Origin of the sequence: Fibrobacter sp. (assembly GCF_045601785.1) — a bacterium.
Classification (GTDB): domain Bacteria; phylum Fibrobacterota; class Fibrobacteria; order Fibrobacterales; family Fibrobacteraceae; genus Fibrobacter.
Genome location: NZ_JAZSAF010000021.1, coordinates 21,310 through 37,362, shown reverse-complemented (window position 1 = coordinate 37,362; position 16,053 = coordinate 21,310). Strand labels below are relative to the sequence as shown.

Annotated in this window: 13 protein-coding genes; 3 read left to right on the top strand and 10 right to left on the bottom strand. The window is 50.9% G+C overall.

What is annotated here, in order from left to right; genetic code table 11:
- Positions 1 to 807 carry a hypothetical protein gene (locus ACKI61_RS03500; RefSeq protein ID WP_407456407.1) on the bottom strand — a complete coding sequence of 269 codons (807 nt, stop codon included), beginning with the start codon at positions 805 to 807 and terminating at the stop codon, positions 1 to 3.
- A gap of 826 nt (positions 808 to 1,633) precedes the next feature.
- On the opposite strand from ACKI61_RS03500, the gene rhuM reads away from it, so the two are divergent.
- The 3 genes from rhuM to feoB all read left to right on the top strand — a co-directional run bounded on the left by rhuM (position 1,634) and on the right by feoB (position 4,990).
- Positions 1,634 to 2,626: a RhuM family protein gene (gene rhuM, locus ACKI61_RS03495; RefSeq protein ID WP_407456406.1), complete on the top strand. Its 993-nt coding sequence runs from the start codon at positions 1,634 to 1,636 to the stop codon at positions 2,624 to 2,626.
- Between the two features lie 61 nt (positions 2,627 to 2,687).
- Complete coding sequence (locus ACKI61_RS03490; protein WP_407451401.1) at positions 2,688 to 2,939, top strand: ferrous iron transport protein A; 252 nt, start codon at positions 2,688 to 2,690, stop codon at positions 2,937 to 2,939.
- Between the two features lie 2 nt (positions 2,940 to 2,941).
- Positions 2,942 to 4,990 (top strand): ferrous iron transport protein B, encoded by a 2,049-nt coding sequence (gene feoB, locus ACKI61_RS03485; protein WP_407456405.1) that lies wholly within the window; start codon positions 2,942 to 2,944, stop codon positions 4,988 to 4,990.
- Positions 4,991 to 4,998: 8 nt separating this feature from the next.
- On the opposite strand, the gene ACKI61_RS03480 is transcribed toward feoB, so the two are convergent.
- From ACKI61_RS03480 to ACKI61_RS03440, 9 genes are all read right to left on the bottom strand, one after another.
- Positions 4,999 to 5,787 carry a ZIP family metal transporter gene (locus ACKI61_RS03480; protein ID WP_163453088.1) on the bottom strand — a complete coding sequence of 263 codons (789 nt, stop codon included), beginning with the start codon at positions 5,785 to 5,787 and terminating at the stop codon, positions 4,999 to 5,001.
- Between the two features lie 15 nt (positions 5,788 to 5,802).
- Positions 5,803 to 8,151: an efflux RND transporter permease subunit gene (locus ACKI61_RS03475; protein WP_407456404.1), complete on the bottom strand. Its 2,349-nt coding sequence runs from the start codon at positions 8,149 to 8,151 to the stop codon at positions 5,803 to 5,805.
- 84 nt (positions 8,152 to 8,235) lie between these two features.
- On the bottom strand, positions 8,236 to 9,096 hold the full coding sequence (locus ACKI61_RS03470) for a tRNA 2-thiocytidine biosynthesis TtcA family protein (RefSeq protein ID WP_407456403.1): 861 nt from the start codon (positions 9,094 to 9,096) through the stop codon (positions 8,236 to 8,238).
- A gap of 20 nt (positions 9,097 to 9,116) precedes the next feature.
- A complete protein-coding gene (locus ACKI61_RS03465; RefSeq protein ID WP_407456402.1) occupies positions 9,117 to 10,238 on the bottom strand; it encodes a cysteine desulfurase family protein in 1,122 nt (373 codons plus the stop codon).
- Positions 10,239 to 10,342: 104 nt separating this feature from the next.
- Positions 10,343 to 10,771: a flavodoxin gene (locus ACKI61_RS03460; protein WP_072799357.1), complete on the bottom strand. Its 429-nt coding sequence runs from the start codon at positions 10,769 to 10,771 to the stop codon at positions 10,343 to 10,345.
- Positions 10,772 to 10,844: 73 nt separating this feature from the next.
- Positions 10,845 to 11,411, bottom strand: coding sequence for a DUF3793 family protein (locus ACKI61_RS03455; protein WP_407456401.1), 567 nt, complete (start codon positions 11,409 to 11,411; stop codon positions 10,845 to 10,847).
- Positions 11,412 to 11,501: 90 nt separating this feature from the next.
- Complete coding sequence (locus tag ACKI61_RS03450; protein WP_407456400.1) at positions 11,502 to 13,232, bottom strand: ABC transporter ATP-binding protein; 1,731 nt, start codon at positions 13,230 to 13,232, stop codon at positions 11,502 to 11,504.
- Positions 13,225 to 15,009 (bottom strand): ABC transporter ATP-binding protein, encoded by a 1,785-nt coding sequence (locus tag ACKI61_RS03445; RefSeq protein ID WP_407456399.1) that lies wholly within the window; start codon positions 15,007 to 15,009, stop codon positions 13,225 to 13,227. Before ACKI61_RS03445 ends, ACKI61_RS03450 begins: the two co-directional genes overlap by 8 nt.
- 156 nt (positions 15,010 to 15,165) lie before the next feature.
- A complete protein-coding gene (locus ACKI61_RS03440) occupies positions 15,166 to 16,002 on the bottom strand; it encodes an AraC family transcriptional regulator (RefSeq protein WP_298768727.1) in 837 nt (278 codons plus the stop codon).
- Positions 16,003 to 16,053 lie beyond the last annotated feature (51 nt).

The window sequence follows — 16,053 nt, the reverse complement described above, 5'->3', positions numbered from 1 at the left end:
CTACAGTTCCTTTGCATTGCTTTCGTTTATAACTTCGGCATCTACAATCTGCTTGTCGCCATGTTTTTCATTCATTGATTCTTGCTCAAACAACGCTTTCCTTATTTTCATTTCTTTTAAAAGACGATTGCCACCTATTTTAAACGAAGCAAAAGTCAGTCCACCAGAAATCAATCCTCCCAATAAGGGGATTGCTTTTCCAACTCCTTTGGCAAATGTTTGCTTTGTCATTTTCACTCCAAACCAAGGCGCAAGTTTTTTGATGATGGGATAGTAAAATGTTTTTGTTAAAGCTTTAGCTGCTATTTTAGAAGGCGCAGTTTTGGCTAGTTGTTTAGCAACCATTTCCAACCCTTGACTGGCGGCTCCCGCACCCATGGTAACCCCAAGATACACGGTCAACAAATCAACAGCACTATCTGAAATATCACCATTCTCATCAACAAGATTTGGAAAACCGTACAAATAAGATATTTTTTGAGCTAAAACAACCGTATGGTAATAATACTGAACCATATCTGCAGGAATTGTTGCTGCCATCGCAAAACCGCCAGGTAAACCCGCTACAAAACTCGCACCAGAAGCCATGAATGTCGTAGAATTGATACACGATACGGCGATTTTTTCCAAAACATCATCACTCACTAAATTCCAAGGTCGTAAAGATTGTATTTGCGCAAGTTTTTCATCGTTGACATAAGCAGCCAACTCTTTTTTCAGGAAGTCTGTCCTATCCACAGCCACATGCGGAATTCGCAATGTGGTAGAAAGAACATTATTCCATAAGGCAATTCCTTTTTCAGACATGATTTATCTCCTGCTTTGTTGTGAAAATAATATTATTAAAACGGTTCGCACTTACCGCCTTTTTCGCAGTAAGTATTTTGAATCATATATTTAAAATCGGTGTAGGCTCGGCCACATTTTTTGCAATGCCATGGCCCTGTTTCTCGACCTTCATATGGTTCGCAATGTCCGCCTTTTTGACAATAAGTGTTTCGCGTCATGTACGTAAAGTCCGTATAAGATTGTCCGCACTTCTTACAGTAGTATGTTGCCATTACAGCCTCCATCATTAAACACCTATGGAGAGTTAGCCCCTGTTGCAAAGAACTTTCGCCAAATTTTGTCTGAATACAAAAAAGGCGCGAGTCGTTGCATCTATCCAAACGAGGCTCTGCAAAGCCTATAACCGATAAATGCGAGCGACCCACGCCCCGAAAGGGCTGTTGCCCCTTGGTCATACGACCAAAGACCGACTATTAAATCGGTACGACAAACTGAAACACGTCGCAAAACGGCATGCTTGCGTGAGCGTTCGCCTTGTCCTCTTGTACGTGAAATTTGCAGATTTCAGAGCGAGAACAAGAGCTAAACTCTATTTTGCTTTAAAAATACATAAATATTTACAAATTGAACGTTTTTTACAAAAAAAATGCGTTTAAGTGCAAAGAACGGCAAATTTCTCTAAAAAAGCCAGTTTTATCATAATCCAACCTGGAATGATATTGTATATTTCTTCCCGCGTTGGAAGTTCCAACACTTTATTATATCCCCCGACAGGGGCCCGCAGTATAATACTGCACCGAACAAAATGCTCGGTTTATGGGGCATGCGTTCCATAGGTAAGGCTATGGGAAAAATCAAGGGAAAGGATTCCGGCTTAAGGGCCGGAATGACAAATGCAGCACCGCATCCGTCTGCGGAATCGGGTTTAGGAGAAATTGTATTCTATCAGCCAGAAGGTGATGTTCGGCTAGAGGTTCGTGTCGAAAATGATACTGTGTGGCTAAATCGACAACAACTAGCCATATTATTCAATCGTGATATTAAGACAATTGGAAAACATATTTCCAATACGCTAAAGGAAGAATGCCATAATTCAGTTGTCGCAAAATTTGCGACAACTGCAGAAGACGGAAAGACATATCAGGTTGAACATTATGATTTAGATATTATTTTATCCGTTGGTTACCGCGTCAAATCTGCAAATGGAGTAAGGTTCCGTCGTTGGGCTAATCAGGTCTTGAAGGACTACATGCTCAAAGGTTATACCGTAAATCAACGGATGGTTGCAACTGGAATGCAGATAGCCAATAGGTTTCAGGAACAACGCCAACTAATTGAAAATCAGGGTGCAAAGCTAGAAAATGTAGACGCACGCCTTTCGACTGTTGAAAAGCATATTGATTTCTTTGTGAAAGCTGCGCAAACTCCGACGGGCGGCGTTCTTGCGACGGGAACTCGGTTTGACGGGCTTGCTCTGATTGCTGATTTGGTGAAATCGGCGAAGCGGTCTGTAGTGTTTATCGATCCATTTGCAACAATTGAAATTTTAAAATTTGCCGCAATGCGAACAAAAGGAGTAACTGCGGTTATTTATTCCGCACATATCACACCAGAATTTAAAGCTGCCAAGGAATTGCACAACAAGCAATATCCCGGCCTGGAGTTGAAAACTATGCGAACCATTCATGACCGATTTTTGCTTGTGGATGATACCGTTTATCACTTTGGGGCTTCTTTTAAAGATATGGGTAACGAGATGACTGCATTTAGCGTTTTGAATTTTGTAACACCCGAAGAAGTTATTGCCAAAATCCAGGAAAGTATGAAGGGGAAATAAACGGATTCCCCATAGTCCATTTGGAGCGGTTTTTTGAGCGTTTTTCGGCTACTTTTGGCGCATGAAAAACGCTGAATTTGTTGACCGTTTGAGTCTCGCCGAAATGGGTGAGAATCGTTGCGGGACGGTCGCCCAGATCGAGGGCGATTCCCGCTTTATTTCAAGAATCGTTTCTATCGGGCTTACGCCGGGTTCCGCCTTTAAGCTCCTCAAGAACGACGGGCGCTCGCCGGTGCTCGTTTTTTGTCGCGATACGGTTATCGCTGTCAACCATAAGGAAAGTTCACAGATTTTTGTCAAGGTAGAATCGTAAAGATGAGCGAAATCAAGACTATTGCTTTGCTCGGGCAACCCAATTCCGGTAAATCAACGCTTTTTAACAACTTAACGGGACTTCACCAGCGCGTGGGCAACTGGCCCGGCAAAACGGTGGAACAGGCCGAGGGTGAATTTGTTTTTGATGGTACGACATATAAAGTAATCGACCTTCCGGGCAGTTACGGGCTTTCGGCGAACTCCGAAGAAGAAGTCGTCACCCGCGACTATATTCAGAGCGGTAAGGCGGACCTCGTGTGCATTCTGGTAGATGCGTCGCAGCTGGAACGCAGCCTTTACATGCTGGCTGATTTTGTGGGCATTCGCATGCCCGTGATGCTGGTGCTCAACATGATGGATGTGGCCGAAGCAGCGGGCAAGAAGATTGATGTAGCTGCGATTGAAAAGCGCCTCGGCGTTCCGGTGCTTGGCTTCAGTGCGGCCGAAATGGAACGTTATCCTGAATTTTTCAAGAAGATGGTTTCGGCTATCAAGACGCCTGTTTGCCTAGATAGCGGGAGCCTGCGCGAGGAACTCGTTAGTGGGGGAGAGCTTGGCGAAAAAACGGATGATATCATTAGCCGCATTGAAGCCGCGCTCGGCGATTTTGAATACGGCGTGTGCGAAAAAATCTGGATTGCGGAAAAACTCCTTGAAAAAGACAAGCTCATTTGCGGTGTCGTGCGCGAATCGCTTCCGTTCGCTAGGAAAAATGTGATTGATGCAATCCTCAATAGCGAAGAGGGGCGTGACGGCGGTATTCTTACTGGTGAAGCCAAGTATCGCTGGGTTTCGAAGATTGTGCGTGAATCGGCGACGCCCAAGTCCATCGAGAAAGTCTTTAGCAAGTGGGACCGCATTGCCACGCACCATATCAAGGGCAAGTTTTTTGCGTTCGGCATCATGGTCGTCTCGCTGATTGCGTGCATGATTCTCGCTTTCCCGGGAATGGGAATCGGTTTTGGAATGCAGCCTGTATTGCAGTCGCTTGTAGAACGCGCTGGCAATGCGCTTGGCGTCTGGCCTGTGGTGATTTCGTTCATCAATCTGGTGCTCGTCGGTGGAACTTGTATTACAATTTGTATGACAAGTTTCATTTTCTCCATCATTTTCGTATTCCGCATCCTTGAAGAAATCGGCTACATGGCGCGTTTCTCGTATGCGTTTGACAACTGGCTTTCGCGCCTGGGCTTGCAGGGCAAGGCGATTATGCCGCTGTTCTCCGGAATTGGCTGCACGGCGGGTGCGGTTTGCGGCACGCGCGTACTCGATACCCGCGGACAACGCCTGCTTGCGCTCGTTCTGTTGTGGGCGATTCCGTGCGGGAGCAAGGTGGCGGTGGTGCTGTTCCTGGCGTCCACATTCTTCGGGTCGGTGGCCCCGCTGTTTGGCATCGGCTATGTGGCGCTGATTTTTGCAAGCTTCTACCTGTCTTCGCGCCTGTTCGGCAAAAAGCTTGTCCCGCAGAATGAACGCGTGGGCATGATTATGGAGCTGCCGCCGTATCACAAGCCGCATTGGAAGATGATTGCTGCGATGGTGGGGCGTAGCACCTGGGGAATTTTCAAGAAGGCCTTGAAGATGATCCTGATGGTGGCGGCTCTTTTCTGGGCGCTCTCTTACGCAGGCGACGGCAATGTGGAAAATACGCTCCTGTACAAGATTGGTAATGCGATTGAGCCGGTGACGATGTTCTTTGGCATGCGCTGGGAGCTGTTCGTCTCTTATCTGGGCGGCATGTTCAGTAAGGAAGCTTCGCTTGGCATCATGAGTACGCTCTTCAACCATACTGGCGAGGCGTTCTCGCTGGTGACCCGCGTGGCTGCAAGCGAAAACCTGGGCGAAGTGCTTGCAAGTACCATCAGCAAGCCCGAAGCGCTCGCATTCCTGTTTGCATCGATGTTCAACGTTCCTTGCGTGCTGGCGATGGGCACGACCTACCGCGAGGCAGGCTCGTTCAAGTGGCTAGCCACCATTATGGGTTACTACTTGGCACTTTCGCTCGGGCTTGCCTTTATCGGCTACCACATCGGATTGCTGATTTTCTAAGTGAAATTTTATAGCGCGCTGTCGAGCACCATCATGAGCGTGAAGCCCACGGCAAAAAGGATGGTGCCGGCATCAAAATGCTCTCCTTCGCTGACTTCGGGGAGCATTTCTTCGATTACGACATAAATCATGGCGCCTGCCGCAAGCGAGAGCAGGTAGGGCATGAACGGCGAAAGCGCTTCGGCCGCAAGCAGCGTGATTAACGCGCCTACGGGTTCTACGGCTCCAGAGAGTGCGCCCAGGGCAAATGCTTTTTTGCGCGACGCTCCTTCGGCACGGAGCGGGAGCGAAACCACCGCCCCTTCAGGGAAATTCTGGATGGCGATGCCTATGGCAAGCGCAAACGCTCCCGAAAGCGTGATGGCCACGTTCCCCGAAAGCCAGCCTGCGAAAACGATACCGACAGCCATGCCCTCGGGCAAGTTGTGCAAAGTTACTGCTAGCGTAAGCATCGTCGTGCGCTTGAGTTTTGCCTTGGGGCCTTCGGGCGTGGCGCTTCCCAAATGTAAGTGCGGCGTTATTTTGTCTAAAATGTACAGGAACAGGATGCCGGCCCAGAATCCGACTGTCGCCGGGATAAAAGCCAACTTTCCCATCGATTCGCTCGCGCTGATTGCAGGCAAAAGCAGGCTCCAGACGGAGGCTGCCACCATGACGCCCGCCGCAAACGAGAGTAGACCCCGCTTGAGATTTTGCCCCATCTGCTTCTTCATAAAGAAAACACATGCGGCACCGAGAACCGTCCCTAAAAACGGAATGGCAAGACCTTGGGCAATTTGTAATATGGGCTCGTTCATGCCATAAAGATAGTATTAACCTTTCCCGTATGGTTTGCACAGGTAAACAAGTGCGGTGGTGAGCGTGTAGTCGGCAAGGAGTGCGGCACCTAGGCCCACGATGGAGAGCAGGCCCACGTTGTGGAGGGCCCCCATGGGGCTGAAGATGAACACGAAGAACATCGCGCAAAGGATGAATGTGGTCATGCCCATGGTCTTTCCGATTTCGCGGTAAGAGAGCAGTAGCGCGTGCCTGTAGCTGCCCGTTCGCTCGAATCCGTATTTGATGTGGTTGTTCATGTGGATGGTGTCGTCGACGGCGATGCCCAAAATCATTGGCATCACGATCATCGTTATCATGTCGAGCGGCATGCCCGAATAGCCCATGATGCCGCCGATCAGGAGTACCGGCGCGACGTTTGGAATCATCCCGATAAGGCCCGCCTTGATGCTCCCGAATGCGAAAATCATCATGATGGCGATAATCACGAACGATCCGCCGAACGAGCGCAATAGCCCGCCGACCAGCTTGCTGTTCATTTCGGCGTAATTCACGACTTCGCCCACGACAGAAACTTTTGCGTCGGGGAAAATCTGTGCGCCGTAGCTTTTGGCCGAATCCAGGTCCTCGACGATTTTGTTGGCGTCGTAGCCCGAAAGTTCTATATGGATGAACGAGGTCTTGTAATCTTCGTCCATATATTCGAAAAGCGCTTCCGGGTCCGAAATCTCATACAGGAAAAGCAATTGTGTGAGCATGTCCTGTGCGTCGGGAATCTTGTAATACTCGATACTGTCGGCGTTCAGCGTGCGGTTCATCTCTTTCACGAGGCGCGTCACCGATTGCACGCGCGGCTTGTCGCCCGAAATTTTCGTGAGCTGGAGCGTTCCGAGTTTCTGTTCAAGTTGCTCGATGCGTTTCATGTTGGCGGGGTCCTTGAGCGCGTCTGCATCGTCGAATTCCACCATCACGTTAAAGTCGTAGAGGCTTCCGAGCTTTCCGCTGAGCATGTCCTTGAGCCGCACCACGAAGGGAATCTTTTCGCCCATGGTTTCGGTGTAGTCCATGTTCACGTCGATGCGCATCATTCCCGGAATCTGCAGCAACATTACCGCCGCCGAAATCACCGCGATAACAATGCTGTGCCTGCACACCTTGCGCCCGAAAAATTCAAAGAGGATGTCCGCCTTGGTGGCCCCCGCGCTCTTGACCATCTCGGGTTCCGGCTTCGCATTTTTCCCGAAACTCATGAGAACCGGAATCAGGATGATGACGTACAGATAAACCATCGTGACGATGCCTGCCGAAATGCCGCCGATCCAGCGGATGGGGCGGATTCCCGCGAACAGGAACGAAATCAACGATGCGACCGTAGTAATGACGGTAAAGAGAATGGGCCAGCCCGTCTCTTCGACGGCGCAAATTACGGATTCGCGGCGGTTGCCCGTGCGCCTAAAGTGCATGCGGAACGAATTGATGTAGTGGATGGAATAGCCCACCGAAAGAGCCATTCCCAGAAGCACCGGGAGCGCCACCATGGTCTTGTCGCCGACAAAGCCCAGCCAACCGTTAATTCCGAGCACCGAGGCGATGCCCCCCGCGGTAGCGATTGCGGGCACCACCACGCCGCGCAGCGAACGCACGAACAGGATAAGGCACAAAAGCATTACGGCAAAACCGATTCCAATGCGCATTGCGCACTCTCTCGAAACCACCTCGTCTTCTTCCATTTCGGTGTAGCTCATGCCCGTGGGCATCAAGGTGTATCTGTCACTCTTGAATTCGTCGGAATAGATGACTTCGCGGGCAAATGGCGCAATGCTGTCCTTGCCGAATTCGATGCCGCCCTCGTAAGTCTTGAGCGAAAGAATCACCCAGGTCTCCTTCGCGTCATCGAAGACGATGTTGTTCACCAGCGATTCGCGGGTCATAATCAGTTTGCGTTTTTCGGCCAGCTCCTGCGGGTTATCGGGAATGCCGCCCTCGAACGGGTCTATGACTTCGAAACCCTCGTCATTTGCGACCGGAATCGACAAATTGCGCGTCAGCGAAACCACGCGGTCGGCGTAGGGTACCTCGCTTTCGAGCCTGCGCGAAAGCCGGTCGATTGCCTGCAACACCTCCGGCGCAAAAACGTCGTCGGCGCGCACCATTACCATGTAGGTGTCCTCGCTCCCGAATATGTCGTTGAAATGCGCCTGGTCAATTTTTACCTGGTCCCAGTCATCGAACCATTCTTCTTCGCTGCTGCTCATCTGCAGATGCGAAAGCCCTAGACATGCCAAAACCGTTATAATTGCCGTTACCAGCAGAATCAACCAGCGAAACTTGACCTGAAAATGCCCCAATCGGGCAAAAACCTTGTTGACACGAGAAACTTGCATAAAACCCTCAATTTTTGAGGGAAAAATAGAGCCATAGCGCCGTTTTTTCTACTCCAAACGGACGGGTTCAAAAACACGGTTCGTTTACCCTTTCTGCGGTAGGCGATCCTCGTAGTCTTCTAGGAATGAATGCGGTTCGCCGCCGGCCTTGTAGCCGGGGAACGTCTCGATGCAGACGGAGTGCAGGCTGTTGAAGATGCTTTTTTCAATGTTCGGGTTTTCGCGCTTGAGGCGCTTGATGAGCATCTTGATTTCTTGCCGCTTGCTACCGCCACCGCCGTTGTCACAGACGGTGCAACTTTCGGTAAAGCGGCAGGCACACTGGATAAACTGCAGCCCGTTGTAATTTTTCCAGTTGATAATGTCTTGCTCGTTGATGCAATACATGGGGCGGATGAGTTCCATGCCGCCGAAATTCAGGCTGTGGAGTTTGGGCATCATGCCCTGCAGTTGCGAACCGTAGAACATCGCCATGACGGTGGTCTCGATGACGTCGGAGAGGTGGTGACCCAGCGCAATCTTGTTGCAGCCTAGGTCTTTTGCCTTGTGGTAGAGGTGGCCGCGGCGCATCTTGGCGCAAACGTAGCAGGGGGAACGTTCGGTGTTGTTTGCCACGTCGAAAATGTTCGTCTCGAAAACAGTGATGGGGATTTCCAGGAGCTTTGCGTTGCTTTCGATTTTCTGGCGGTTGATTTCGTTGTAACCGGGGTCCATCACCAGGTATTCCACGTTGAATTTCACGTCGCTGTGGCGGTGAAGCATCTGGATGAGCTTCGCCATGAGCATGGAATCCTTGCCGCCAGAGATGCAGACGGCGATTTTGTCGCCTTCTTCGATGAGCTTGTAGTTCTTGATGGCGGTAATGAATGGCGTCCAGAGCCTTTCGCGGTATGTTTTCGAAATGCTCCGTTCTACGCTTTGGACGAATGAAAGTTCTCTTGCCATTTTCATTACCTTTTTTGCGTTTACTTGCAAAGTTCCTTGTAGCAGCTGTCGAATGCGGCCATGAATTCGTCGATTTCTTTTTCGGTGGTGAGGTGCGAAAGGCTTATGCGCCAGGAGTTCAAGGCGTTTTTGCGGTCGCGGCAGACGGCAAAAACGGCGCGGGAGGGGAGCGCATCTACGCTGCAGGCGGACTTGACCGACACGTAAATTCCTTTGTCCGAAAGAGCTTTCTGGAAAATGTTCCCGCGGACTCCCGCGACACTCAGGTTCAAAATGTGCGGAACGGCGTCTGCGGGTGAATTGATGCGGACTTTCGGATAGCTGCAGAGTTTTTCTTGCAAAATCTTTCGCAGCTCCTTGACGCGGGCAAATCGTTCTTCGAAATGCTCCACGGCAAGCGACAGTGCCGTTTCGAGGGATGCGTCCAACGCGAGTGTCGGGGTGCCGCTGCGGTAAATGGTGGTGCTTGCTCCGCCGTAAATGAGCGGTTCCATGGCGATTCCGCTTTTCTTGTACAAAAGCCCGCTGCCCGAAAGCCCGTAGAACTTGTGCGCGCCGATGCTTGCCGTGTCTGCCAAATTCAGGTTTATGGGCGTTTTCCCGATGGCCTGCGTTGCATCCACGTGAAGGCTGCAGTTCGGGAACTCGCGGACAATCTTACTGATGGATTCCAGTGGTTGTACCGTCCCGAGTTCGCTATCGACCGCGTTTACCGTCACAAGCACCGTATCTTTGCGGAGCAGGCTTCGCAAGTCTTCCAGGTCGATTTTCCCGTCGGTGCCGATTTTTGCCATCTCGATTTCGTAGCCCGCTTCTTGCAGGGCCGTGAGCGTTGCGCTTACCGAAGAATGTTCCAGCGGGTTCGTGACGATGTGCTTGCCCACATGGCGCTTGGCCTGGACGATGCCGCGGATGGCGGTGTTGTTGCTTTCGCTTGCGCCCGAGGTGTAAATGATTTCGTCGGGGTTTACGCCCAAAAGTTTCGCGATGGAATCGGTCACTTGGGCGAGGAAAGCTTTTGCTGCATGCCCTGCTTTGTGATTCGAATTGGCGTTGCCGATAAACCCGCGTTCAACTTCGCAGAATCGTTGCAAGGCTTCTTCGCATGCCGGGGTATTTGCCGTGTAGTCGAAATAGGACATAACTAGCAAAAAGATAGAAAAATGGGGAACGGCAAAGCCCCAACGGAGTGTGATTCCGTCAGGGCAGCTTCAATCCAAAACACTATAAGAAAGAAAAAGTCTTTTTAGGCGGTGGCGAGTGCCTTGCCGAGATCCTGGCAGGCGGCCTTGCCGGCGTCATCGGGTGCGTTCTCGATGGCGAGCGGGTCTGCCACAAGTACGAGCCCGGCGGCTTCGGCGTCGGCCTTCCACGGGTTCATCCATTCGCCGCCACCCCAGCCGTAAGAGCCGAACAGGGCGACTTTCTTGCCGTTGAGTGCGGGCTTGACGGCTTCGTAGAAGGGCTGGAATTCGGAATCTTCCAGTTCCTCGGCGCCCATGGCGGGGCAACCCAGTGCATAGCGGGCGTATTCGCCCAGCTGGCCCTGCGAAAAGTCCGAGACGCTGAACACGTCGGCTTCGGCACCTGCGGCCTTTGCACCTTCGGCGACGTATTTTGCCATCAGTTCAGTGTTGCCTGTTCCGCTCCAATAAATGACTGCGATTTTTTCCATTGTGATTCTCCTGTGTAATTATGAAAAAAAAATTTAGATTGCTTCGCTTCGCTCGCAATGACGTTGGTGTTGACTACGCTGCGTTTCGGACGGTCAGCATCGGCAGCGAATATCCTTTTTCAAATAGTTTGTTGAAAACATCGAAGCACTTGCGAAAGCAGGCGAACCGTTTTTCGCATTCGGTTACATCGCCGTAAACTTTCCAGTAGCCCGTATATTTGCTATTCCTGCCACCGTTGATAATGAACCCTTTCACGTCTTCGAGGGGGTAGCCCAAGAAAAGTCCGACTTCGTGCGGAAAACAGTGGCATTTGCGGATGCGCGCCGTCATGTATGCGAGTGCGCAGTCGGTGCTAAAGTCTGTGTAGCCGTAGGCGACGAGAAAATGGCGGATTTCCGGCTCGGCAATGAGCTTTTTCAGGGCGTCTTCGCGATAGACGTAGATAAAACTGCGACCGCAGCGTTCTGCGATAACGCGCACGCATACGCCGCGAGGGTTGAGTTCCTTGTTCCAGTGGGCGAGTTGTTTACACAGCGTTTCGCTGGGTGAAGATTCAAGGCAGAATAAGCTTCCGACCTTGAGTCCGGCGAGTGTTGGCGCGCATTGGCGAACGAGACGGTAGTCTAAAAGGCGATTCATTTTTATTGCAAACTACAAATAAATTGTAAAGTTAGATTTCTCTAACAAATATATAAAAAAGCCTTGATGTTTGTCAAGGCTAATTTTGTATTAATTTTTGTTCATTTGCAATTCGAGCATCTTGCTGAACAGCCCGCCTTTCGCCTTGAGTTCGGCAGGGGAGCCTGTTTCGGCGATGTGGCCATCTTGCAGAACCACGACCTTGTCGGCGTTTGCGATAGTGCGCATGCGGTGCGCGATGATGATGACGGTCTTGCCCTTCACCAGCTGCGAAATGCCGCGCTGGATCTTGGATTCGTTTTCTACGTCGAGGCTTGCGGTCGCTTCGTCGAGCAAGATGATGGGCGCGTCCTTCAACAAGGCGCGTGCAATCGAGATTCGCTGGCGTTCTCCGCCCGAGAGCGTTTCGCCGTTTTCGCCGATGACAGTGTCGTAGCCCTGCGGCATCTTCTGCACGAATTCGTCGCAGCCCGCGAGTTTTGCCACCTTCAGGATTTCTTCGTCGCTGGCATCGCGCTTGCCGATACGGATGTTGTCCTTGATGCTTGTGTTGAACAGCACCACGTCCTGGAAGACAATGGAGAAATTCTTGAGGAGCGTTTCAGGGTCAATCTTGCTGATGTCCTGCCCGCCGAGGGTCACCTTGCCGCCCTGAATATCCCAGAAGCGTGCCGCGAGTTTTGCAGCAGTCGTCTTTCCGCTGCCGCTCGGGCCCACAAGTGCGGTGATTTCGCCCTGCTTAGCCGTGAACGAAACTTTTTTCAGGACTTGCTTGTTCTCGTTGTAATTGAAGTCGACATCCTTGAATTCGATATCGTAATTCTGCGGAGTGAATACAGTTACGCCATCCTGAGGTTTCATCTGGTCCATTTCGCGGAAGCGGCGCAAGCGCACATTCACAAAGAACAGTTCGGCGAGGTTGTTGAACACTAGGAAAACCGGGTTGTAAACAGTCGCCGCGCACACGATGAACACCAGGTAGGTAAACACGTCGATTTCGCCCTTGGTCCAGAGGCGTGCGCCAGTAATCAGCACCGTGGCAAGGCCCATCTTGAGAATGCCTTGTGCCGAATTCAAGAACGAACCCACCTTCACGTCGGAATCCATCTGCGATTTTTCGTACATGATGCAATCCTTGTCAAAGTGTTTGAGGTAGGCGGTTTCACCCGAATACGAGCGGATTTCCTGCACGTTTTCGAGACCTTCCTGGATATCTTCCATAATCACGCGGCGGGCGTTATATGAATTTTCGAACCAGCGGTCCTGAATTTTCTTGGAAAGCGCAATGAGCAATGCTGCTGCGGGCATCACCCAGAAAAGTGCAATAGACATTTTCCAGTTGTAGCAGAACAGCATGATTCCGATTATGGTGACGCTCCCGATGGCGGCGAAAAGTTCCGGCACCGCATGCGAGAAAATCATTTCGAGAGCATTGCAGTCGTCCATGATGGTCGATGTCAAGTCCGAAAGGTTCTTCTTGCCAAAGAACGAGAGCGGCAACTTGCGGAGTTTTTCGGCAATCGAGACGCGGCGTCGCATACTTTCGTCGTACACGCTATCGTAGGTGGCGCTGTACGAGAACCTGTAAATGACAAGCATCACGATAAACAGGACTACCGCAATTCCCACATAGAACAAGGTCCCGTGCGGAGTTTTGCCTGCAAATTCACCGACGCCCATCTGCTCCATCAAAAAATAAAAGAGCATCATCATCGGGAACATAAGCGAAACAAAGTGCAAAAATGTCCAAATGACGCCACGGACAAATGTGCGCGAGCCTTCTTCCGAAAGAGCAAAAGTATTCTGAACCCACTTATACATTTTCGCCTCCTTCATTATTCTTGGAATTGTCGAGGATCCACGTGACGGACTGCTGGTATTCGGCCCACATCTTGGCATAAATGCCGTTCTTTTCAAGTAATTCGCTGTGCGTTCCGCGTTCAGCGATTTCGCCTTCTTCGACAACGATAATCTGGTCGGCGTTCACCACGCTTGTAAGCCTGTGGGCAATCATCAGAACGGTCTTGCCGGCGGCAAGCTTGTGCAAGGCTTCTTGAATCAGGCGTTCATTTTCGGGGTCTGCAAAGGCGGTCGCCTCGTCTAGCACCACGATGGGAGCGTTCTTCAAGATAGCGCGCGCAAGCACCACTCGCTGCTGCTCGCCACCCGAAAGATAAGTTCCCTTGCTCCCGATAACGGTATCAATACCGCCGGGCAACTTGTCGATGATTTCGCGGCACTGCGCAAGGTCAAGCGCCTTGTTTACCTGCTCGAGAGTCGCGTCGGGCATGCCGTAGCGAACGTTGTCCAGAATGCTCATCTTGAAAAGTCGCGTATTCTGGAACACGAACGAAACGTTCTTCATCAGTTCCTTCGGGTCAATCTGCTTTACGGGAACACCGCCAATGGTAATCTCGCCGCTATCGACATCGAAGAATCGTGGCAGGAGTTTTGCAATCGTACTCTTGCCGCCGCCCGAAGGCCCGACAAGTGCTACCGTATGGCCCGCCGGTACCGTGAGTGAGATGTCGCTCAATACCTGCTTGTCGGTATCGGGGTAGGTGAAGTTCACGTTCCGGAATTCTACATCGAACTTTTGCATCGGTACGGGATTTTCACAAACTTCCAAATCCTTGGTGCGTGCAATATCGTTGATGCGGTCAATGGCAAGCCCCGCCTGGTTCGTAGCGTTGCTTAGGTACATGCTGCGCATGACGCACTGCGAAAACAGCGGCGTCACCAGCACGTAAATCATCATGTTCACGATGGTGAGTTTTACATCGCCGTCGTTACCGATAATGAGCGCTGCCGTCGGCATCAGGAACAGTACGAAGCCGTTCACGAGGGTCGTGTAGATGCAGTAAGGAACTTTCCAATTGTCGGAATAGGCAGTCACCATCTGGTGGTAGGTCGCGATGCTGTTGTAGAAACTCTTGAATGAAAAAATGGTCTGCTGGAAAACCTTGACTACGGGAATCCCGCGCACGTATTCCACCGCTTCGGAGTTCATCTCTTCGAGGGCCTGCATGTAGCGTTCCATGAACTTGGTTCCCCTGCGGCCAAGGGTGCCTAAAATGAACATGGCGTAGGCGATAGGCACCAAAGAGGCGAGGCCAAGTCGCCAGTCAAAGCTGAACATCATCACGAGCGCCACGACGGGAATCAAGATGGTGCTCGAAATGTCGGGCATCTGGTGCGCAATGAAGGTGTGTGTAATCGCGGCGTTGTCGTCGATAATCTTGCGGAGTTTGCCGGTCGGGTTCTTGTCGAAAAATCCAAGCGGAGCTGACATCAACTTTTTCATGGCAAACCGACGCAGGTCTCCTTCGAGCCTGAAAGCAACCAAGTGCGAGCAGGCGAGGGCCGCAAAGTAGAGCAATACGCTTGTGACCGAGGCGAGAACCGCTCCGATGGAGTAGTCAAAAATCTTGATGTTCGTCATGTCACCGCCAGAGATAACCTCGCGGACAATCAGCCACATCAGTAAAAAAGGCACGAGCCCCGCGATGGCGCTCAGTGCCGAGAGAATCAATGCTAGTGGGAACAGCGGTTTTCGCGAACCCATGTAAGCGTAGAGTTTAGAGAATGTCTTTTTCATGATTATTCTAGAGGTTGTGAGGTGTGAGCTCGGTCGCTAACGCTCCCTTTGGGGTATGAGGTTTTATAAATGCACCGAAGGTGTCTTACTTTACTCAAAGCCTTGCTTTGCAAGGCGACCTCAGAGTGCGAAGCACGACCTCATAGCTCATACCTATTATGCTACATTTGTAAGCCGATATTTTTTCCTGTATTCCTTCGGGGTCATTCCCATCACGTCTTGGAAAGCGTGCGCGAATTTGCTCCCATTATTGTAACCGACTTCGCCTGCAATCTCGAGAATCCCACGGTCGCACTCGCGAAGTTGCTTGGCAGCCAGTTTCATGCGCTCGCGGCGAGCGTAAGTGAATACCGGCAAACCGAACACGTTCTTGAAGCAGAGTTTCATTGCGGTAGGCGGCATGTCAAACTTGTTGGAAAGTTCCTCGATGGTGAAATGACTGTCCATGTTTTCGCAGATAAACGAACGGATGCAGTAGATTTTTTCAATTTGCATCGAAGATAAATTGCATTCGCGACAAATGGATTCTCGCTGCGTGTCTAGGTTTTTCAGGGTGAGCAAAAGCTCCAAAATGGCGAGTCTGCCATATTCCGCCTGCAAATTCTTTGACTTGTTGTCGACTTTTTCGAAGGCGCTAGCGACTTCTTCCTTGGTGTGGACGATAAACGGTCGGCCCGGCCGGCACATTTTCTGTGCGAGCATCTTGATGTCAATCAGAAATCCTGCAAAATGTTCGCGGATGTACCTTATCGATTCTTCAAAGAACAAAATGCGGTCGCCGCAGTAATCGGCAGAACGCGTCAGCGCTCCCGAAGTCCATGCGTCGTAAACCAGCATTTCTCCTGCCTTCAGCTGATTGCAGGGGAGTGCTCCGCCGGCCCAGCTGATTTGTCCCTTTCGGCAAAATTCAAGAACCAGGAGCGGATCCCTTTCAAGCGTTGTATGGTAGCACCCGACTTTGTGCAACCATTCAATTCCGTTAATGTTCAACATATTTCCCTCAAAAATCTCTTTAAACCGGCTTTGTTAGTCTAGTCTTAAAAA